19 protein-coding genes are annotated in these 17,406 nt (G+C 65.8%); 8 read left to right on the top strand and 11 right to left on the bottom strand.

Going from position 1 to position 17,406, the window contains the following annotated elements:
* Nucleotides 1–12: 12 nt before the first annotated feature.
* Both ACSFCA_RS12030 and ACSFCA_RS12025 read left to right on the top strand, forming a co-directional pair.
* Nucleotides 13–1,002, top strand: coding sequence for a tripartite tricarboxylate transporter substrate binding protein BugD (locus tag ACSFCA_RS12030; RefSeq protein WP_258349734.1), 990 nt, complete (start codon nucleotides 13–15; stop codon nucleotides 1,000–1,002).
* Between the two features lie 4 nt (nucleotides 1,003–1,006).
* Nucleotides 1,007–2,401, top strand: a complete 1,395-nt coding sequence (locus ACSFCA_RS12025; protein ID WP_435459660.1) for a class II fumarate hydratase — start codon at nucleotides 1,007–1,009, stop codon at nucleotides 2,399–2,401.
* A gap of 219 nt (nucleotides 2,402–2,620) precedes the next feature.
* On the opposite strand, the gene ACSFCA_RS12020 is transcribed toward ACSFCA_RS12025, so the two are convergent.
* Nucleotides 2,621–3,337 (bottom strand): glycosyltransferase family 2 protein, encoded by a 717-nt coding sequence (locus tag ACSFCA_RS12020; RefSeq protein WP_258349736.1) that lies wholly within the window; start codon nucleotides 3,335–3,337, stop codon nucleotides 2,621–2,623.
* 218 nt (nucleotides 3,338–3,555) lie between these two features.
* On the opposite strand from ACSFCA_RS12020, the gene ACSFCA_RS12015 reads away from it, so the two are divergent.
* Genes ACSFCA_RS12015 through ACSFCA_RS12000 form a run of 4 tightly spaced genes read left to right on the top strand, consistent with a single transcriptional unit; the run spans nucleotide 3,556 to nucleotide 6,595 of the window.
* Nucleotides 3,556–4,179 carry a Dps family protein gene (locus tag ACSFCA_RS12015; RefSeq protein ID WP_093172770.1) on the top strand — a complete coding sequence of 208 codons (624 nt, stop codon included), beginning with the start codon at nucleotides 3,556–3,558 and terminating at the stop codon, nucleotides 4,177–4,179.
* A gap of 47 nt (nucleotides 4,180–4,226) precedes the next feature.
* On the top strand, nucleotides 4,227–5,237 hold the full coding sequence (locus tag ACSFCA_RS12010) for an acyl-CoA dehydrogenase family protein (RefSeq protein ID WP_435459659.1): 1,011 nt from the start codon (nucleotides 4,227–4,229) through the stop codon (nucleotides 5,235–5,237).
* On the top strand, nucleotides 5,225–5,983 hold the full coding sequence (locus tag ACSFCA_RS12005) for a PIG-L deacetylase family protein (RefSeq protein ID WP_435459658.1): 759 nt from the start codon (nucleotides 5,225–5,227) through the stop codon (nucleotides 5,981–5,983). The genes ACSFCA_RS12010 and ACSFCA_RS12005 overlap by 13 nt, the downstream gene beginning before the upstream one ends.
* Nucleotides 5,984–5,992: 9 nt before the next feature.
* A complete protein-coding gene (locus tag ACSFCA_RS12000) occupies nucleotides 5,993–6,595 on the top strand; it encodes a class I SAM-dependent methyltransferase (protein ID WP_435459657.1) in 603 nt (200 codons plus the stop codon).
* A 153-nt stretch (nucleotides 6,596–6,748) separates the two neighbouring features.
* Here the strand turns inward: ACSFCA_RS12000 and ACSFCA_RS11995 are convergent, their stop codons facing one another.
* Nucleotides 6,749–7,147, bottom strand: a complete 399-nt coding sequence (locus ACSFCA_RS11995; RefSeq protein ID WP_258349740.1) for a nuclear transport factor 2 family protein — start codon at nucleotides 7,145–7,147, stop codon at nucleotides 6,749–6,751.
* A 441-nt stretch (nucleotides 7,148–7,588) separates the two neighbouring features.
* Here ACSFCA_RS11995 and ACSFCA_RS11990 point away from each other — a divergent pair, with 441 nt between their 5' ends.
* Nucleotides 7,589–8,800 carry an L-dopachrome tautomerase-related protein gene (locus tag ACSFCA_RS11990; RefSeq protein WP_435459656.1) on the top strand — a complete coding sequence of 404 codons (1,212 nt, stop codon included), beginning with the start codon at nucleotides 7,589–7,591 and terminating at the stop codon, nucleotides 8,798–8,800.
* 1 nt (nucleotide 8,801) lies between these two features.
* Nucleotides 8,802–9,662, top strand: coding sequence for a 2-keto-4-pentenoate hydratase (locus ACSFCA_RS11985; RefSeq protein ID WP_435459655.1), 861 nt, complete (start codon nucleotides 8,802–8,804; stop codon nucleotides 9,660–9,662).
* 9 nt (nucleotides 9,663–9,671) lie between these two features.
* Here ACSFCA_RS11985 and ACSFCA_RS11980 read toward each other — a convergent pair whose 3' ends face one another.
* From ACSFCA_RS11980 to ACSFCA_RS11940, 9 genes are all read right to left on the bottom strand, one after another.
* Nucleotides 9,672–10,589 (bottom strand): LysR family transcriptional regulator, encoded by a 918-nt coding sequence (locus ACSFCA_RS11980; RefSeq protein ID WP_435459654.1) that lies wholly within the window; start codon nucleotides 10,587–10,589, stop codon nucleotides 9,672–9,674.
* Nucleotides 10,590–10,789: 200 nt separating this feature from the next.
* Nucleotides 10,790–11,806 carry a zinc-dependent alcohol dehydrogenase family protein gene (locus ACSFCA_RS11975; protein WP_435459653.1) on the bottom strand — a complete coding sequence of 339 codons (1,017 nt, stop codon included), beginning with the start codon at nucleotides 11,804–11,806 and terminating at the stop codon, nucleotides 10,790–10,792.
* Nucleotides 11,806–12,384 carry an amino acid synthesis family protein gene (locus tag ACSFCA_RS11970; protein WP_435459652.1) on the bottom strand — a complete coding sequence of 193 codons (579 nt, stop codon included), beginning with the start codon at nucleotides 12,382–12,384 and terminating at the stop codon, nucleotides 11,806–11,808. Before ACSFCA_RS11970 ends, ACSFCA_RS11975 begins: the two co-directional genes overlap by 1 nt.
* A gap of 10 nt (nucleotides 12,385–12,394) precedes the next feature.
* A complete protein-coding gene (locus ACSFCA_RS11965; RefSeq protein WP_435459651.1) occupies nucleotides 12,395–13,366 on the bottom strand; it encodes a tripartite tricarboxylate transporter substrate binding protein in 972 nt (323 codons plus the stop codon).
* A gap of 68 nt (nucleotides 13,367–13,434) precedes the next feature.
* Nucleotides 13,435–14,298 carry a fumarylacetoacetate hydrolase family protein gene (locus ACSFCA_RS11960; RefSeq protein ID WP_435459650.1) on the bottom strand — a complete coding sequence of 288 codons (864 nt, stop codon included), beginning with the start codon at nucleotides 14,296–14,298 and terminating at the stop codon, nucleotides 13,435–13,437.
* A gap of 50 nt (nucleotides 14,299–14,348) precedes the next feature.
* Nucleotides 14,349–14,936 (bottom strand): VOC family protein, encoded by a 588-nt coding sequence (locus ACSFCA_RS11955; RefSeq protein ID WP_435459649.1) that lies wholly within the window; start codon nucleotides 14,934–14,936, stop codon nucleotides 14,349–14,351.
* 28 nt (nucleotides 14,937–14,964) lie between these two features.
* The gene (locus ACSFCA_RS11950) at nucleotides 14,965–15,684 is read right to left on the bottom strand and encodes an FCD domain-containing protein (RefSeq protein ID WP_435459648.1); all 720 of its coding nucleotides are present in this window, start codon (nucleotides 15,682–15,684) and stop codon (nucleotides 14,965–14,967) included.
* A 6-nt stretch (nucleotides 15,685–15,690) separates the two neighbouring features.
* Nucleotides 15,691–16,242 (bottom strand): cupin domain-containing protein, encoded by a 552-nt coding sequence (locus ACSFCA_RS11945; protein ID WP_435459647.1) that lies wholly within the window; start codon nucleotides 16,240–16,242, stop codon nucleotides 15,691–15,693.
* A gap of 9 nt (nucleotides 16,243–16,251) precedes the next feature.
* Complete coding sequence (locus tag ACSFCA_RS11940) at nucleotides 16,252–17,361, bottom strand: alcohol dehydrogenase catalytic domain-containing protein (RefSeq protein WP_258349751.1); 1,110 nt, start codon at nucleotides 17,359–17,361, stop codon at nucleotides 16,252–16,254.
* Nucleotides 17,362–17,406 lie beyond the last annotated feature (45 nt).

The raw sequence follows: 17,406 nt of genomic DNA, 5'->3' as shown, positions 1-17,406 counted from the left end.
GAGACAAGACAGATGATCGACATCAAGAAGCTGGCCGCCCGCGCCCTGCTGGCAGCGACGTTGGCAGTCGGCGCGCACGGCGCCTGCGCCCAGACCTACCCGGCGCGACCCGTGACCTGGATCGTGCCTTTCGCGGCAGGCGGCCCCACCGATGCCCTGGCGCGGGCCATGGCGGAGAGAGTGGCACGCGAACTGGGCCAGCCGATCATCATCGACAACGCACCGGGCGCCGGCGGCACCGTGGGAGCCGCGAAGGCATCGCGCGCCGCGGCCGACGGCTACACCATGCTGGTCGGGCACATGGGCTACATGGGCGCCGCGCCCGCCCTCTACAAGAAGCTCGCCTACGACCCGGTCAAGGACTTCGCGCCGGTGTTCCGCTTTCCTGATACGCCCTTGGTGCTGATGGTGCGCAAGGAGCATCCAGCGAAGGACATCAAGGCGCTGGTCGACTTCGGCAAGGCCAACCCGGACAAGCTCTTCATCAGCAATGCCGGCGTCGGGTCGAGTTCGCACCTCATCGCGGCCTTGTTCGCCGCCTCGGCCGGCATCCGGATCTCGCAGGTTCCGTACAAGGGCGCGGGGCCGGCGCTGATCGACGTGATCGGTGGACAGGTCGACGGCATCTTCGACCAGACCAACACGGCCATGCCGCAGATCAAGGAGGCCAAGGTCCGCGCACTGGCCGTGACGTCCAAGGTCAGGCTTGCCCAACTGAAGGACGTGCCCACGCTGAGCGAAACCGTGCTCCCGGGCTTCGAGGCTTCGACCTGGTACGGCATCTACGCGCCCAAGGGCACGCCGCAGGCGGTGCTCGACAAGGTGCAGCAGGCCTACTTGAAAGTCATGAGCGACAAGGCGTTCACCGACCGCCTGGCCGAGCAGGCCATACAGATGCTGCCGCCGGAGCAGTACACCGGCGCCGCGCTCGGCAAGCACACCGAAGCGGAGGTGGCACGCTGGAAGGCCGTGGCGGCCAAGGCCAGCATCTCGCTGGACTGATGCGATGACTGCCACGCGCATCGAGCACGATGCATTCGGGCCGGTCGAGATTCCGGCTGGCCGGTACTGGGGTGCGCAGACACAACGCGCCGCGGGCGTGTTCGACGTGGGCACCGAGCGGTTTCCCGTCTGCCTGCTGCACGCGTTCGGGCTCCAGAAGATCGCGGCAGCGCGAGCCAATGCACGCTGCGGCGCACTCGATGAGGCACTGGCCGAAAAGATCATTGCCGCCGCTGAAGAGCTGTCGCGCGGCCTGTTCGACGATCACTTCCCGCTCACGATCTGGCAGACCGGTTCGGGGACCCAGACGAACATGAATGCCAACGAGGTCATCGCGAACCGTGCCAACGAGTTGCTCGGGCGGGCACTCGGCACGAAGTCGCCGGTGCATCCCAATGACCATGTGAACGCATCGCAATCGTCGAACGACAGCTTCCCGACCGTGATGCACATCGCAGCCGCAATGGAGTTGACCGGACGCCTGATCCCCTCGCTCGTCGTGCTGAAGGACGCGCTGGCGGAGCGCGCGAGCGCCTTCGCCGATGCGGCCAAAGTTGCGCGCACGCACCTGATGGATGCCGTGCCGATGACGATGGGCCAGGCGTTCGAGGCGTTCGCATGGCAGGTGGGCAATGGAATTGCGCGACTGCAGGACGCCTTGCCGCGGCTCCTGGCTGTTGCCCAGGGCGGTACGGCGGCGGGAACCGGGCTCAACGCGCCACCGGACTTCGACGTGCTGTTCTGTGAAGAGATCGACAAGCTCACGGGCCTCCAGTTCGAGCCTCATCCGTGCAAGTTCGAGGGCATGTCGGGCCACGATGCGCTGGTGGAGCTGTCAGGGGCACTGAATGTGATCGCCACATCGCTGATGAAGATCGCCAACGACATCCGCTGGATGGGATCGGGGCCGCGCTGCGGCATCGGCGAACTGATGGTGCCCGATGACGGGTTGACCTCATCGATCATGCCCGGCAAGCGCAACCCGACCATCGCGGAGGTGGTGGCCCAGGCGGCCATGCAGGTCGTCGGAAATCACGTGACGGTGACGATGGCCGGCGCCTCGGGCAACTTCGAACTCAACGTGGCCAAGCCGGTTCTGATCCACAGCGTGCTTCAGTCCATGCGTGTGCTGGCGGACAGCTCGCGCGTCTTTGCGAACAAGCTGGTGGCCGGCCTGGACATCGATCGCGAGCGCCTCGCATCGAACCTGGGCAATGCGTTGCTGTCCGTGACGGCGCTCAACCCGGTGCTCGGCTACGACAAGGTGGCGCACATCACGCGAACCGCTGTGGAGCGCCGCATTGCTCCACGCGAGGCAGCCATCGAACTGGGCTACTTGAGTGCCGAGGCGTACGACCACCTGGTCGATCCGCTTCGCATGGCCAGAGGAAAAATCTAGCGCATTGGCGCGGGAGCGTGCGAGCCGCGGCCGCATCTTTCGGATGCTGGCTGTCGGACGAGTCCTGCTCACTCGCAGCCCGTTTGGGTTCAAAGTCGGTGTCTCAAAAGTCCGTCGGATCGGAGATCGAGGAGACGTTGATCCGCCACGGAGGAGACACCATGGAAGCGCCAAAGGAACCACCATCGATCTCGCCGCTCGCGGCGATCGCCTATGGCGTCACAAGCCAGCGGCGATTGCCGGTTGCATCGCGGCGCCTGCGGATTCGGCCAGGCGCTGCGCCACGGCATTCAGGAGCGCGCCAGCAAAGCCGCCACGCGCCCGTGCATCGGTGCGGGCGCTGGTCACGACCCGTGGCCGTGAACTCCAGGCAACGCTGCAGCCGGCATCGACCAGCGCATTCACCAGGGCGACGTCCTCGCTGCACGCGAGGTGCCTGAACCCGCCGACGCGAAGATACGCCGCCGCCGAGACGCCAAGGTTTGCGCCATGCACATGGCGATGAGATTCGCAGTCGAAATAGGTCTCCTGGAAATGTGCCTCGAGCAGCGCTGCATGGCGGCCGTGAGGCGACCAGTCCAGCACGGACACCGTTCCGCATACGACGTCTGTCTGAAGAGATAGTTGGGCCGCCAGCCAGTCTTCGGAGACCAGCGTGTCGGCATCGGTGAACGCCAGCCATCTCGCGCCCCTTGCCAGCAGAGCCTTCGCACCCACGGCCCGGGCCATTCCGACATTTCGCGCGCGAATGGTGACGGTCATGGCGCCACAGCTGGACGCCAGGATGCCTGTGGCGTCCGCGCAGTCGTCCAGCGCCACGATCGTCTCCACGGGCTCTCCCATCAGTGCGGGGTGCTGCGATGCGATGCGCACTGAAGACAGGCATCCACGGATGAGTTGCTCTTCGTTGTGCGCCGGGATGACGATACCTAGCATGGTCGAGCCCTCGTGCCGTTGTAGATCGGATTGCCTGCCAAGCACCGAAGATAGAGAGCCGCTCGCACACGCCACGTCAGGAGAAGCGCGGCGGGCCTGTAGGCGACAGACATCCGGGTCCGACGAAGAAAAACAGCCGCTCGAAGCGGGCGGCTGGACTACGTGCGGGCCACTGCACGGGTGCTAGAAGTCGATCTTCCAAATTCAGGAGCGCACCCATGGCAGCATCAAAGAACGGCAAGTCAAAGGCGGCAGGCTCGCCGACTTCGCCAACCCCGGCGTCAGCGAAGGAAGTAAAGCCCAACCTGCATCAGCAGAGCCACGAGACGCAACGGTACGGGGAAATCATCAAGCTCCCCAACGGACTGTCGGAGAAGGTCTGCAAGCAAAGCGTGGCGCTGCTAAACCAGTGCCTGGCCGACACGATCACGCTGCGCGACATGTACAAGAAGCATCACTGGCAGGTAGTGGGCCCGACCTTCAACCAGTTGCACCTCATGTACGACCAGCACTACGAAGGCCAGGTGCTGCTGGTGGACATCGTTGCCGAACGGATTCAGCTGCTTGGCGGCGTTGCGCTCGCCATGGCTCCCGACATCGCCGAAGCCACCAAGATCGCCAGGCCGCCGCGCGGGCGCGAACCGGCTGCCGTGCAATTGCGCCGGCTGGCCGAAGCCCATGAGCAGATCATCATCTCGGCGCGCGACGCGGCCGAGCAGGTCGACAAGTCCGGCGACGCCGGCAGCAACGACGTGTTCGTCAGCAATGTGCTTCGCACCAACGAACTGCAGGTGTGGTTTCTGACCGAGCACCTGGTCGCCGCTTCGCCGGTGACTGCCTGACGCCGACCGGTGGTGCCAAAGGCTCCGTGCGTTAGCCGCTGCTTCACATGTCAGAACCCGCGCTCGCCGATGCCTTGCGGCAACTGCAGCTTCGCTACGGTTGCGACCTCGCGCTGAAGCATCTGGTCGACGCGGGCATCGACGTGCTTCCAAAACCGGGCGCCGGCCGAACCCTGGCGCGCTGGCGTGTGCTGGCCGATGTGGCAGCCCATGACCTTTCGTTGGTGAAGCTGTTCGAAGGGCATACCGATGCTCTCGCCATCCTCGCCGAACTCGGCGCCGCGTCGGCCGCACCCGCGGGTGCGCGCTGGGGCACCTGGTGCGCGGAGCCGCCCGACGCGCGCGTGGTGCTCGACGCGGCAGAGGGCCATCGCGTTCGCCTGACCGGCACCAAGGCCTGGTGCTCGGGCGCCGCAAGCGTGAGCCACGCCGTCGTGAGCTGCTGGAACGCGGCCGGCGAACCGTGCCTTGCGGCTGTGGCCATGGATCAGCCCGACGTACGTGTGACCAGCAATGGCTGGCATGCCGTCGGCATGGCAGCGAGCGCCAGTGTCGATGTGCGGTTCGACCGCGCGGTGGCCACGCAGATCGGGCGGCCCCGCGACTACGTGAACCGCGCCGGCTTCTGGCAGGGTGGCGCCGGCATCGCGGCATGCTGGTTCGGCGGCGCGTTCGGCATTGCGCGCGCGGTTCATCAGCGCGCGGGACCGGCGCCGGACGCCCATCGCCTCGCGCACATTGGCGCCATCGAAGCGGCCTTGACCGCGGCCGCTGCGCAACTGCGAGAGGCCGCAGCCTGGATCGACCGGCACCCTGAAGACAACGCACAGCGCATCGCCTTGCGCGCACGCCTCGCCGTCGAGCAGGCGGCCAACGACGTCATGCACCACGCCGGCCGCGCGGTCGGCGCCGGCCCGCTGTGCCGTGACCCGTACTTCGCCCGTGCGATGGCGGACCTGCCCGTGTTCCTTCGCCAGAGCCACGCCGAGCGCGATCTTGCGGCGCTCGGCCAGCTCGCCGTGAACGAGAAAGAGGAGCCTTCGTCATGGGCGCTGTAGCACGCCGCGCCATTCGGGGCGAGGGCACCACCGAGATCGAGTGGAGCCGCTGGCCCGGCCTTGCACGCCTGCCCGCGATCGCGCCGCAAGAGCTGGTTCCGCAAAGCGCACGCGCCGTGGTCGTCGCGCCCCACCCCGACGACGAGGTGCTCTCGGTCGGTGGCCTGCTCGCGCTATTGGCCGACTGCGGCAGGCACGTTGAAGTGATCGCCGTCACCGACGGCACTGCCAGTCACCACGGCTCGACCGAATGGCCCGTCGAACGGCTCGCGCGGACCCGGCCGCGAGAGAGCCGAAAGGCACTGCACTGCCTGGGCCTGGCCATCGAGCCCGCACGGCTGGGCCTGCCCGACGGCGGCCTGAAGGGGCTGCGCGCCTTGCTCGCGGCCGAGCTCGTGTCCCTGCTCCGGCCCAGTGACGTGGTGTTCACCACATGGCGCCAGGACGGCCATCCCGACCACGAAGCGACTGGCGAGGCCTGCGCACTGGCGGCCGCGAGCACGGGCGCCCGGCTGGTGGAAGTGCCCGTCTGGGGCTGGCACTGGTCCCGTCCCGGCGATGCGCGCGTGCCCTGGCAGCGCGCCTTTCGGCTCCCGCTGAGCGATGAGGCCGTGCGGCGCAAGCGCATGGCAGTCAAGGCTTTCACCAGCCAGTTGCAGCGCGATGCGTCCACCGGCTCGGGCCCGGTGCTTCGCGCCACCACCGTCCAGCGCGCGGCGCGCCCCTTCGAGGTGGTCTTCCTTTGAGCAGCGGCAATGAATGACCAGCGGCCCTATTTCGAATCGCTCTACGCGGCCAGCGAAGACCCCTACGCGCTGCGCCACCGCTGGTACGAGGCTCGCAAGCGGGCGCTGCTGCTGGCCGCCTTGCCGCAGGAGCGCTACCGAAGCGGCTACGAGCCCGGCTGCGGCATCGGCGAACTCACGCTCGCCCTTTCGCAACGCTGCGACCACCTGCTGGCAAGTGACTTTTCGGCGCATGCCGTGGACATTGCGCGCAAGCGCACCGGCGGGCTCGCCAACGTGCACGTCGCGCACCACGTGCTGCCTGCCGACTGGCCGCGCGAGGTCGGCCGCTTCGACCTCATCGTGCTGAGCGAACTGGGCTACTTCCTCGACCACAACGACATGCACCTGCTGGCCGCCCGCTGCCAGGACACTCTGGAGGCCGATGGCACCCTGGTGGCCTGCGACTGGCGGCCTGATTTCGCACAGCGCAGGCTTCCCACGCAGGAAGTACACGGCGCGCTGGCCTCGCTCGGCCTGGCACGCCTGGTGTTCCACGAGGAAGACGATTTCGTGCTCCAGGTCTGGACACGCGATGGCCGCTCGGTAGCTGAGCGGGAGGGCATCCGGTAATCGGCGGCGTCGTTGTCCGGTATCGCAGCCCTCTGCTCCAGCTCGGCGAGTTACCTTTTGCCTGGCAACCGGAAGTGCCGGTGGACGAGGGCTCGAAAACCGAACATCGTCCTTCTCGCTGCTTCGAAGAACACCCGCATTGGCGGCGGAAAGTCATTCGCCCTTTGCCGTTGGCGCGGGCGCTTCCGTGTGCATGACACATCGCCAGGCATCGCCGTCACGGATCCACGTCGACGTGTCCGTCATGTGCTGCTCCACCTTTTCGGACTTTCCTCTCGGCGACAGAATCTGATGGACTTTGTAGCTCAGGACAGCGGCTCCATCGCTGGGGAAGGTGGCCTCCATCTCGCTCAGCGAGAACGATTTGACGACCATGGTTCCTTGCTCTGCCATTTTTCGGTAGCCAGCATGGTCAAACTTCATCGAGCCATGAGAGCTCACCATGAAGGCTGGCTCATGCAACAACTCGATGGCCGTGTCCGTGTCGGTGTCCACCATCGACTGCCAGAATTTCTTTTCAAGAGCGAAGAGCTCGCGGCTGTTGTCTTGCATGGGCGTCTCCTGATGCTTTGGGAAGGCAACGATCGAGTCACCATGGATTCTGCGATGCAGGGTCATCTGCAGAGTTGCGGTCAGCTACTTCCTACGAAATCGCGGTGGTGTTTTCGTCGCCCGGTCGAACAACGCCTGGAGTTCCCGAACCGAATAGGGCTTGTGCAGGAGTTCGAACTCCCGGCCAAGGTCACGACATCCGAAAAGACCAGATCGAAGTTGGCGTTCTGCTGCTCCAGAATCTTCAGCGCCTCGGCTGCGCTTGCTGCACGCGTGCCTGGATGACCCAGATAGCCAGCCTTCGCCGGATTTCCGGGAATTCATTGAAAGTGTTTCGCCGTTTCGCTGCTTTTCATGCGCCTGCTCAGCCATGACACTGACTCGCAGAGAGTCCGCGACACGACGGACTCTGGTAGTTCAAAAACGACTGGAGACTAAAAAATGAGCACGATTTCCCGCAGCCGCATGCGCGCGGTCCTGGTTGGCTGCGCCTGTATCTTTGCTATCGCCATTGCGCCGTCTTCGGCGTTCGCCGAAGCCAATGCGAGCGACGCCCCAGTGGCGAAGCCGGAGCTCTATGCAGAACTGGATGCCGCCGGCGTCGGCGGCATTACCCAGTTGGGCAACGGCCAGATCGTGATCGGCTACCACCCCTTCTACTCACCGACAGTGCAGGTCGCCTTACTGAACAAGGACCGCAAGTCCACAACGCCCTATCCAAGTGCCGAGTGGCAGAGTTGCAAGAACACCGACGGCAGCTGGAAAAAGGAGTTCGACCACTGCCTCGACTGGGTGCTTGGCCTGCACACAGACAGCAAGGGAATCCTCTGGATGCTGGATTCGGCCAAATCGGTCGACAAGGCATCAGGGCGTCCCGCTGGCCTGGTTCCCAAGTTGGTGGGGTGGAACACCCGGCGCAACAAATTAGAGCGCGTCATACGAATCACCGATGAGGCGACGGTCACAGAGTCACAGCACAACGACTTCGTCGTGGACGCAAAGCACAACGTGATTGTTGTGGCAGACGAGGCGATCGGCGAAGATTCCAAAGGTACGGGCGACAAGGCGGCGCTGGTGGTCGTCGATCTTGCGACCGGCAAGAGTCGACGTCTTTTGCAAGGGCACCCGAGCGTTCAGCCCGTCAAGGACCCCATCCGGTGGGACCAAGGCACGTCGACCGCCGGGACCTTCGCGCTCTATGTCGGCGTGGACGGCATCGCACTGGATAGCCGCAGCGAATGGCTCTATTTCGCACCGCTTTCCGGCTACAAGATGTACCGCATTCGCATGAGCGATTTGCTCAATCGCAAGCTCGATGCAACCCAGCTGGGCGCCAAGGTCCAGACCTATGCCGACAAGCCTTTCAACGGCGGCCTGTCGATTGACCGTGACAACAATCTGTACCTCACCGAGGTCGGCGAACGCGCCATTGGCATCATCCCGCCGGACACCCGAAAGTACCGTCGCCTTGTCGCTGATCCCGACATGGTGTGGCCCGATGGCGTGACCTACAACAGTGACGGCCACATGTACACCGGCGCAGCACAACTGACATTGACGAGCGCCTTGCAAGCCGACGGCATTGCGAAGAACAAGGCGCCCTATCGGGTCTACCGCTTCAAGCCACTCGCCGCCGGCCAGCCGGGTTTCTGAGATGGTGCGATACCTTCTCGCCTGCCTGGCTGTCTGTGGGGGCGTCGGAGCCCACGCGGCTTGCCTTGACGATGCGGCCGTTGCTGACTTCGTCGAAAAGTACACCACCCGAACCCCCGTCGCCGCGCCCGAGGGTCTCAGCGATGCCGATGCCGCGTGCACCCGCGCGAAGCTCCATGCGCTTCTCGTTCCGCGGCTTGGCCCGGCGATCGGCTACAAGGCCGGGCTGACCAACGCCGCAGTGCAAAAGCGCTTCAACACCGACAAGCCGGTGTGGGGACGACTCTATGAGGGCATGGTGCTGGCCAATGGGGCGGTCGTGGGTGCCACGTTCGGCGCGCGGCCGCTGTTCGAAGCCGACATGCTGGTGCGCGTACGCAGCGATGCCATCAACGTCGCACAGACTCCGCAGGAAGTTCTCGATGCGATCGATCAGGTGATCCCGTTCATCGAATTGCCCGATCTCATGGTGCAGGCACCGCAACGGCTGGATGGCGCGGGACTCGCTGCAATCAACGTCGCCGCCCGGCTTGGCGTGGCGGGTCAGCCGATCGGCATACCGGCCATGCGCGCCGATCGCTATGCGATGCTGGACGCGCTGCGCGACATGAAGATCCGGGTGACCGATGACAAAGGCACGGCACTCGCGGAGGGCCGCGGCAGCGACCTGCTCGGCCATCCGCTCCAGGCGGTCGTCTGGCTTGCGGGAGCGCTCGCAACCGAGGGATTGAAACTGAAGCCGGGCGATCTCATCAGTCTCGGTTCTTTTTCACCTCTGCTGCCGCCCCGATCGGGATCCGGCATTACCGCGACCTATGAAGGATTGCCGGGCAAGGTCTCTGTCAACGTGAACTTCAAATAGCACGTCCATTCAACCAGGCGACTGCAGTATTGGCACCTGCGCCAGACGAGCGGCAATGAAATCGACAAAGCTCCTCACCCGCTGGGGAATGAAGCGGTTACTGGGAAACACTGCGTTCAACGGATAGCGTTCACCACGCCACTGCGGCAGCAGGCGCACCAGTTGCCCCGATGCCAAAGCGTGCAACAGATCCAACTCCGACTTGTAGAGGATGCCCTCGCCCGCCAGCGCCCACTGGTGGGCAATGGATGCGTCATCGACCTCGCGATCGCCTGCTACTTGCACGCCAACCCATTCGCCATCTCGCTCGAAACGCCAGTCGACATATCGCGCGCTGCGCAGTTCAAAGATCAAGCAGTTGTGGCGATGCAAATCTTCGGGTGTTTGAGGCGTGCCAAAACGTTCGAGATAACGTGGGGACGCGCACAACACGCGGCGCGTCATGGCAAGGCCTCGCACGACGGCGTTGGGGTCGGTAGTCGTGCCGTAGCGCAGGGCGACATCGACAGGGTCGCGCAGCACATCGTGCACCCTGTCACTGACCGACAACCCCAGACGCAAAGCTGGATTGGCAGCAAGAAACTCGTCGAACCAAGGCAGCAACACGCTGCGAGCCAGATCCGACGTCGCCGCGACGCGCACCATCCCCGACAACGTGGAGCTTTCCGACAGCACCTGCGCCTCACCTTCGTCGATCAGCGCTAGCGCGCGGCTGGCGTAGCCCAACAGGTTCTGGCCTTGGCTCGTCAGCCGAATGGAGCGCGTGGATCGCTCGAAGAGCCGTGCCCCCAACTGACCTTCGAGTCGCTTGAGCATGCTGCTGGCAGTTGCGGGTGTCACTTTCAGCACCTGGGCGGCAGCGGTGAGAGAGCCGGTGCGCGCGGTCTCGACCAGGAGACGCAGATCTTCGATGTTCTGAATTTTCATCGATCCATTCAACTTGGCGAGACTACGAACTGCTCTGTAACAACGCCGAATGTTATTCGTCCCAAGGGGGAAAGCAATCGCCTAACCGTCACGCCCGGGCTCTTCCAGCGCGCTCGTGGTCCTGCCACGCCAAGGACCTCATCATTCGTCGAGGGTGTCAGCAACCTTTTCCAGCGTCTCGCGGGTCGCGCGCCACCATGTCAGCACCCTCGCACAGCCGGAGGCAGCAACACGCTCTTGCCGAGCATGCCTCCGCTGTCGAGCAGTTCGTGCACGCGGCGCGCGTCTTCAAGCGCAAAGAGTGCCGCCTTCGGCGCACGAACGCGGCCCGCGGCCATCAGGGCAATGGCCGACTCCATCAGCCCGCGCCGTTGAGCGGCATCGGCGTCGATGGAGTGAATCGAAAAAGTGCGCACCGCCAGGCTCTTGCCCAGCAACTTGCGCAGTTCCTCGAACACGTCACCCGCCGGCGGGCCGGTGACGATGTTGTAGGAGACCGCCATTCCGAACGGCGCCAAGGCGCGCAGGCAGGCAATGAAGTGCGCGCCTCCGAGATGGTCGAAGGCCAGGTCGACGCCCCGCCCGCCGGTGAGCTGCATGACCTTCTCGGTCAGTCCCCGGGGGTCGCTCTCGACGACTTCGTGCGCACCATTGGCCAGTGCGAAGTCTTTCTTCTCCGGCGTCGAGGCCGTCCCGATCACATGCAGGCCGCGATCGCGCGCCACCTGCACCAGTGCCGTGGCCACGCCACCCGCCGCACCGGGAATCAGGACGGAAGCCGCAGGCGAGTTGCCGTTGCTCGACAGCATGGCCAGTGCGAGCTGGAGGTTTCCAAGACTGACGGCATCCTCGAAGCGGATCGCATCGGGAAGAACGAATGGCGCGGCCTCGGGCACGCAGATGGCTTCGGCGTAGCAGCCGCCGCGCTGCTTCAGTTCCCGCGCGCTCACGAACACGCGCTGGCCGACCCGCAAGGCCGTAACGCCGGGTCCGACTGCATCGACGACGCCGGCCATCTCGTTGCCGGGAATCGCCGGCATGGGCGGCATCCACTTGTAGGTGCCGTTGCGGATCAGCACGTCGGGGCCACCGGCACCGATGGCCATCGCCTTGACGCGCACTTCGCCCGCTTGCGGTTGCGGCAGGGGCAGCTCCACCAGTTGCAGAACATCCGGGCCGCCGGGGGCCTCGAGTTGAATCGCCTTCATGGTTGGCATCACCGTTGCCCGTCGTGCACGGCCACCTGCTCCTTGGTGAGCCCGCCCAGGCGTGCGTGCACCCGCCCTCCCGTGCCCATCACCAGTGCGAACAGGATCTCGTTCGGACGCGGCGCATCCTGGATGCCCACCTCCATCGAGTTGTAGTGGCTGCGCACGTACGCGGCATGGATGTAGTGCAGCGGCACCATGAGCCGGTAGCCGGTGGCGGCCACCGCCTTGGCCGAGGGAACGATCGCCTTCGGCTCGCCCAGGATGCTGCGCATGGCCCATCCCCCGGCTTCGTGCCAGACCGCGCCGTGCTCCAGCTCTCCGTTCACGCCGACGATCGCGGCCTTGCTGTAGACCTCGATCTTGTCCCGCCCGAGCACCTCGACCAGTTCGGTGGCAAGCAGCGTGCCGAGCGAGCGCAGCTCGGCCATGAAGGGCATCAGGTCCGGCTCGTACCGTCCCGCGTAGGGGTTGTGAATGACCGCGCAGGCGGCCGCCAGCCTGAGCGGCGTCGCGGCCGGCGGGCCGCCCTCGTGGTAGATCGTTTCAATGGAAAGGCTGCGCTTGCGGATCTCGATCAGTGACATGGAATTGACCTCATTGCTTGGGAATGTGTGCATCGTTCACGACGGCGGTCCACCGCTTCAGCTCGGCGGCCACCATCGTGGTCATTTCTTCCGGCGTGCTGCCGCGCGCTTCGCCGCCCATCTCTTCCAGCCGCGCACGCACGCCCGGCGCCTGCAGGGCTTTGAGCGTCTCGGCTTGCAGGCGATCGACGATCGGGCGCGGCGTGCCGGCCGGTGCCATGAAGCCGGCCCAGGAGCGCACGTCGTAGCCGGGCACGCCCTGCTCGGCCACGGTCGGCAACTCCGGCATCTGGCTCCATCGCTGCGCGCCAGTGGTGGCCAGCGCCCGCAGCTTGCCTGCCTTGATGTTGGCCATCACGGCCGTGGGCGGCGCGATGATCATCGGCACCTCGCCGCCGAGCAGCGCCGTGACCGCGGCCGCATCTCCTCGATAGGGGATGTGCAGCATCTCGGCCTTGGCGCTCTTCACCAGCAGCTCACCGGCTAGGTGGTGCGTGGAGCCGATGCCCGCGGACCCGTACGACACGCTGCGCGCGTCTGCACGCGCCGCAGCCAGCACTTCGGAAAGCCCCCGGTATGGCGAGTCGGCCCGCACCACCAGCAGGAAAGGGAAGTAGGTGATCGTGGAGACCATCTGGAAGTCCGACACCGTCTGGTAGCCGAGCTTGTTGTAGAGGGCGCCGGCCACGGCATGGCCGCCCGTGGCCAGCAGCAGCGTGTACCCGTCGGGCTTGGCACGCGCGACCGTCGCCGCGGCGATGGTGCCCCCTGCCCCGGCCTGCGCCTCCACCACGAAGGGCTGCGCCAGCCCCTTGGTCATTTCCGCGCCGACCACGCGCGCGATGGTGTCGGCGTTGCCGCCGGCTGCAAAGCCCTGGTAGACCTTGATCGGCTTGTCCGGGTAGCCCTGGGCCATGCCGTCAAGGGGAGCCGCGCAGGCCATGGCAAGGCCTGCGGCGACGAGCAATCGTCTGCGCCGCATGAGTTTGTCTCCGAATGGTTCTTGTATGAAGGCCGGTGCCTGTGCCGCCACCGCGCGGCCGAAAGACGTCAGTCCTGCTGCACGATCGGGTTTCGCAGCACACCGATGCCTTCGATCTCGACCTCGCACACGTCGCCCGGCTTCATGAAGCGCGGCGGTTTCTTGCTCCAGCCCACGCCTGCGGGCGTGCCGGTGGCAATCACGTCGCCGGGCGTTAGCGTGAAGATCGTCGAGGCATAGCTGATGAGCTTCGGGATGCTGAAAATCATGTGGCCCGTGTGGCTGCTCTGCACGACTTCGCCGTTGAGCCGGGTCTCGAGCTTGAGCTCGCGGCCGGGCGCGATCTCGTCGGCCGTCACCATCCAGGGACCGAAGCCGCCAGTCGATTCGAAGTTCTTGCCCGAGGCGATCTGCTTGGCGTGGAACTGCCACTCGCGAACGCTGCCGTCGTTGTAGCAAGAGTAGCCCGCCACGTGGTCGAAGGCGTCGGCTTCCGCGATGTTGCGCCCGCCCTTGCCGATGATGACGGCGAGCTCGCCTTCCCAGTCCAGCGATTCCGAGACGTGCGGCCGCACGATCGGCTGGTTGTGCCCGCACTGCGAACGCCACACGCGCAGAAAGATCGGCGGCTGCTCCGACAGTTCGCGATGCATGCCGGCGGCCAGCACCTCCTGGTGATGGTCCATGTAGTTGCGCACGGCGCACACGATCTTCTCGGAGCGCGGGATCACCGGCAGGAAGGTGATGTCGGCCAGCTTCGCCGCCACCGGCAGGCCTTCGACGTGCTGCGCCGCCTGCAGGTACTCGCCCGAGGCGATGTAGTCGGCCAGGCCCGCATGCTGGGGCCGCGCCTTGCCGAGGTCGACAACGCCGTCGCCGACGACTGCGCCCCAGGTTTCGCGGCCTTGATGGACAAATGACAAAAGCTTCATGTGAACTCCGGTTGAAATGGGTGTGCGGAAAAGACGGGATGCGTCAGGCGTCAGGCGTCAGGCGTCAGGCGGCAGGCGGCAGGCGCCGCGGACGCAGCGGGCGAACGCGACTCGAACTGCGCCTGCCACTGCGCAAGCGGCATGAAGGTGGGGTCCTTGCGGCAGGCCTCCTCGGTCTCGCGCATGAGCGTCTCGTCGTCCTTCGAAAGATCGAGCGGATCGCCGTGCGGCTGCGCCACGTAGAACGGCGTGTCGACGTAGATCTCCACCGTGTTGCCCTCCGGGTCGAGCATGTAGACCGAGAGCGCGTTGCCGTGATTCAGGCCGCGGATGCTGGTGGCGCCCCGGGCCTCGGCGCGCGCGGAAATATCGCGCAGGTATTGAATGCTCGGCACCACGAAGGAGATCTGCATCACGGTGCTGAACTTCGCCTCGGCCGGGCGGCCCGAGGCCAGCACCAGCTGGTGATGCTGGTCCGGGCTGGCGCTGGTGAACACCAGCTGGTTCTTGAAGGTGCGGCCTTCGCCGCGATCGGTGATCGTGAGGTCGAAGGTCTCGGTGTAGAAGGCCACCATCCGGTCCAGGTCCGTGACGAAGATTCCGAAATGCGAAGGCGTGGGTCGGGCGACCTTGAGCATGCTGTCTCCTGTGAAGGGGCCGGTGGCCCTACGGTTGCGCGGCCTGGGCGGCCTTGAGCGCGGCCAGCACGTTGCGCTGCGTGCTCAGGATGTGCTCTTCGAGCAAGGCGCAGGCGGTGTCGGCGTCGCGGCGCAAGGTGGCGTCCATGATCTTCCTGTGCTCATTCGACTTGCGGCGAGCGGTCTTCCTGTGGCGGGCGGAAAAGCGCCGGTAGCGCTCCGCCTGGTCGAACAGGCTCGCGCCCCAGACGCGCTGGCGCAAGGAGGGGCATGCAGCCACCAGCGCGAGGTGAAAGGCACGGTGCAGCTGCGACCAGTCGTTGTCGAGAATGACGGGCCCGTCACTCAGGCGAGACTCGACCTTCTCCAGGCGGTGGTACGCAGCCAGGATGTCCGCCTCCCAGGCGTCGTCGCCATGGGCAATGGCTTCCCGCAGCGCCGGCACGTCGAGCATGACGCGCATGCGCGTGATGTCGGCCAGGTCGTCCTCGGAGATCGGCGCCACGCGAAAGCCGCGGCGCTCGTCGGCGCGGATCAGCCCTTCCTGCGCCAGCCGGCTGAGCGCCTCGCGCAGCGGGCTGCTCGAATAGCCGTAGGCCGACTGGAGCTCGTCGAGCTTGAGCTTGGCGCCGGCTTCGAACGTGCCGGCCAGAACGTCTTGCCGCAAGCGGGTGAAGGCCTGCTCGACCAGCGGCGGCTCGTAAGCGGGGGAGGTTTCTTGTTTGTGCATGGAATTAATTTTATGCATGGTCTTTCATCCCTGGCCTCCCGCTCGCCTGGTGCCCACGAGCACGAACAGCATGGTCGCGGGCCGGTCGCCGAGGTTGCGCCATGCATGCCGGTTGCCGTGCTGCACGGCCACCTCGTGCTGGCGCAGCAGCACCTGTGCGCCATCGTCCAGCTCGAGCGTGATCTCGCCTTCGAGCACGATGTCGTAGTCGATGCTGTCGGTGGTGTGCATGCCGGGGTGATCGGGCTCGAAGGTCTCCGCCAGGCCGGGAACCAGGCGGCCGAACTCGGCGCCGAAGGCGGCTGCGTCGAAGTCGGCGCGCATCATCACCGCATCGGGCGGGAACGTGACCATCATGAGCCGCGTCCCGCCAGCGGCAGGCACGAAGCCCGCCTCACCCGTGCGGTCGCCCACGGCGCCGGTGCCCACGCAGTCGGAAGCGTCGGTGGCCCACAGCAGCGCCGCGGCAAAGCCGGGCACGGTCGTGAACAGGGCGCTGCGCGGCGCCGCGCCATCCGAAAGGAACTTCGCCTTGCCGTCGGCACCCGTGCCAGCCACTACCCGTCTGATCTTCATGGCGCGCTTTCAGGGATTGATGACGAAGTTGCTAAAGCCGCCGTTGCGGCTCGCGATGCCCGAGATCGCTTCGTTGATGCGGTCCAGCGGATAGCACACGTGCTCGAACACCGAGAGATCGAGCGTGCCCGCCTCGGCCATGTCGGCCATGTCCTGCCCTTCACCGGCCGTGAACCAGGCCGAGCCCTCGATGCTCTGCTGCTCGTCCATCATGGTGTGCAGGTCCATGCCCACCATGCCTGCGATGGCGCCGATGTTGTAGGCGCGGCCGCCGCGCTTGAGGGCACGCACGCCCTGCTGGAAAGTGTCGTGCGGCGCGCCGGGGCCCAGTGCGTCGATGAAGGTGTCCACGCCCAGCCCGTTCGTGCGGGCCTTGGCCCAGGCGTCGATGGCCTCGCCGTCGGCATTGGAGAAGACCTCGATGCGATCGGGTGCCAGCGCCTTGACGCGCTCCAGCAGTTCGCGGTTGCGCCCGGTGCCCAGGATGCGCGTGGCGCCCATGGCCAGCCCGAAGAGCGCGCCGCCGATGCCGAGCGTGCCGCTGATGCCGTTGATCAGCACGCTCCTGCCGGGGCCGACCTGCGCCTTGCGCATCGCGGAGTACATGGTGCCGAGGTAGCCGAAGCGCGCCGCCTGGTTGAAGCTCACGTTGTCCGGCAGCTTCACCAGCGCGTACTGGGGCGCGATCATGTATTCGCACAGGCCGCCGAACGGATAGTTCTTGTAGAGCTTGAGCGAGTTCTGCGAGAAGCCGAAATAGCCGCTGAACGCGTAGTGCGTGCAGTTGATGAGGTCGCCGTTGCGGCAGGCGCGGCAGCCGCCGCAGTAGAGGCTCGGGTTCACGTAGACGCGGTCGCCCGGCTTCCACGTGTGCACATGGGAGCCGACCGCCGTCACTTCGCCGGCCGGGTCCAGCCCGAAGACCGCGGGCAGCGGCGGCAGCGGCAGCTCCGGGAACCAGGTCGTCCAGTTGGCCAGGATGTTGCCGAGGTTGGGCACGATGCCGCACGCACGCACCCTCACCTGCACATCGTTGGCGGCGGGCTGGGGAATCGGAAGTTGCTCGACCTCCATCGGGGCGCCGACCTGGTGCAGTCGGGCGGCTTTCATCGTCGTCATGGCGTCTCCTGGCTGATTGATGTCTATATGCACAAATCTCGTTTT

Source organism: Variovorax multivorans, from assembly GCF_051216835.1.
Taxonomy (GTDB): domain Bacteria; phylum Pseudomonadota; class Gammaproteobacteria; order Burkholderiales; family Burkholderiaceae_C; genus Variovorax.
This window is presented reverse-complemented; position numbering and strand designations above follow the sequence as displayed.

What these genes read in the sequence shown, in the direction of transcription:
- ACSFCA_RS12030 (WP_258349734.1), top strand. Translation starts at nt 13, where the DNA reads ATGATCGACATCAAGAAGCTGGCCGCCCGCGCCCTGCTGGCAGCGACG.
- ACSFCA_RS12025 (WP_435459660.1), top strand. Translation starts at nt 1,007, where the DNA reads ATGACTGCCACGCGCATCGAGCACGATGCATTCGGGCCGGTCGAGATT.
- ACSFCA_RS12020 (WP_258349736.1), bottom strand. Translation starts at nt 3,337, where the DNA reads ATGCTAGGTATCGTCATCCCGGCGCACAACGAAGAGCAACTCATCCGT.
- ACSFCA_RS12015 (WP_093172770.1), top strand. Translation starts at nt 3,556, where the DNA reads ATGGCAGCATCAAAGAACGGCAAGTCAAAGGCGGCAGGCTCGCCGACT.
- ACSFCA_RS12010 (WP_435459659.1), top strand. Translation starts at nt 4,227, where the DNA reads ATGTCAGAACCCGCGCTCGCCGATGCCTTGCGGCAACTGCAGCTTCGC.
- ACSFCA_RS12005 (WP_435459658.1), top strand. Translation starts at nt 5,225, where the DNA reads ATGGGCGCTGTAGCACGCCGCGCCATTCGGGGCGAGGGCACCACCGAG.
- ACSFCA_RS12000 (WP_435459657.1), top strand. Translation starts at nt 5,993, where the DNA reads ATGAATGACCAGCGGCCCTATTTCGAATCGCTCTACGCGGCCAGCGAA.
- ACSFCA_RS11995 (WP_258349740.1), bottom strand. Translation starts at nt 7,147, where the DNA reads ATGCAAGACAACAGCCGCGAGCTCTTCGCTCTTGAAAAGAAATTCTGG.
- ACSFCA_RS11990 (WP_435459656.1), top strand. Translation starts at nt 7,589, where the DNA reads ATGAGCACGATTTCCCGCAGCCGCATGCGCGCGGTCCTGGTTGGCTGC.
- ACSFCA_RS11985 (WP_435459655.1), top strand. Translation starts at nt 8,802, where the DNA reads ATGGTGCGATACCTTCTCGCCTGCCTGGCTGTCTGTGGGGGCGTCGGA.
- ACSFCA_RS11980 (WP_435459654.1), bottom strand. Translation starts at nt 10,589, where the DNA reads ATGAAAATTCAGAACATCGAAGATCTGCGTCTCCTGGTCGAGACCGCG.
- ACSFCA_RS11975 (WP_435459653.1), bottom strand. Translation starts at nt 11,806, where the DNA reads ATGCCAACCATGAAGGCGATTCAACTCGAGGCCCCCGGCGGCCCGGAT.
- ACSFCA_RS11970 (WP_435459652.1), bottom strand. Translation starts at nt 12,384, where the DNA reads ATGTCACTGATCGAGATCCGCAAGCGCAGCCTTTCCATTGAAACGATC.
- ACSFCA_RS11965 (WP_435459651.1), bottom strand. Translation starts at nt 13,366, where the DNA reads ATGCGGCGCAGACGATTGCTCGTCGCCGCAGGCCTTGCCATGGCCTGC.
- ACSFCA_RS11960 (WP_435459650.1), bottom strand. Translation starts at nt 14,298, where the DNA reads ATGAAGCTTTTGTCATTTGTCCATCAAGGCCGCGAAACCTGGGGCGCA.
- ACSFCA_RS11955 (WP_435459649.1), bottom strand. Translation starts at nt 14,936, where the DNA reads ATGCTCAAGGTCGCCCGACCCACGCCTTCGCATTTCGGAATCTTCGTC.
- ACSFCA_RS11950 (WP_435459648.1), bottom strand. Translation starts at nt 15,684, where the DNA reads ATGCATAAAATTAATTCCATGCACAAACAAGAAACCTCCCCCGCTTAC.
- ACSFCA_RS11945 (WP_435459647.1), bottom strand. Translation starts at nt 16,242, where the DNA reads ATGAAGATCAGACGGGTAGTGGCTGGCACGGGTGCCGACGGCAAGGCG.
- ACSFCA_RS11940 (WP_258349751.1), bottom strand. Translation starts at nt 17,361, where the DNA reads ATGACGACGATGAAAGCCGCCCGACTGCACCAGGTCGGCGCCCCGATG.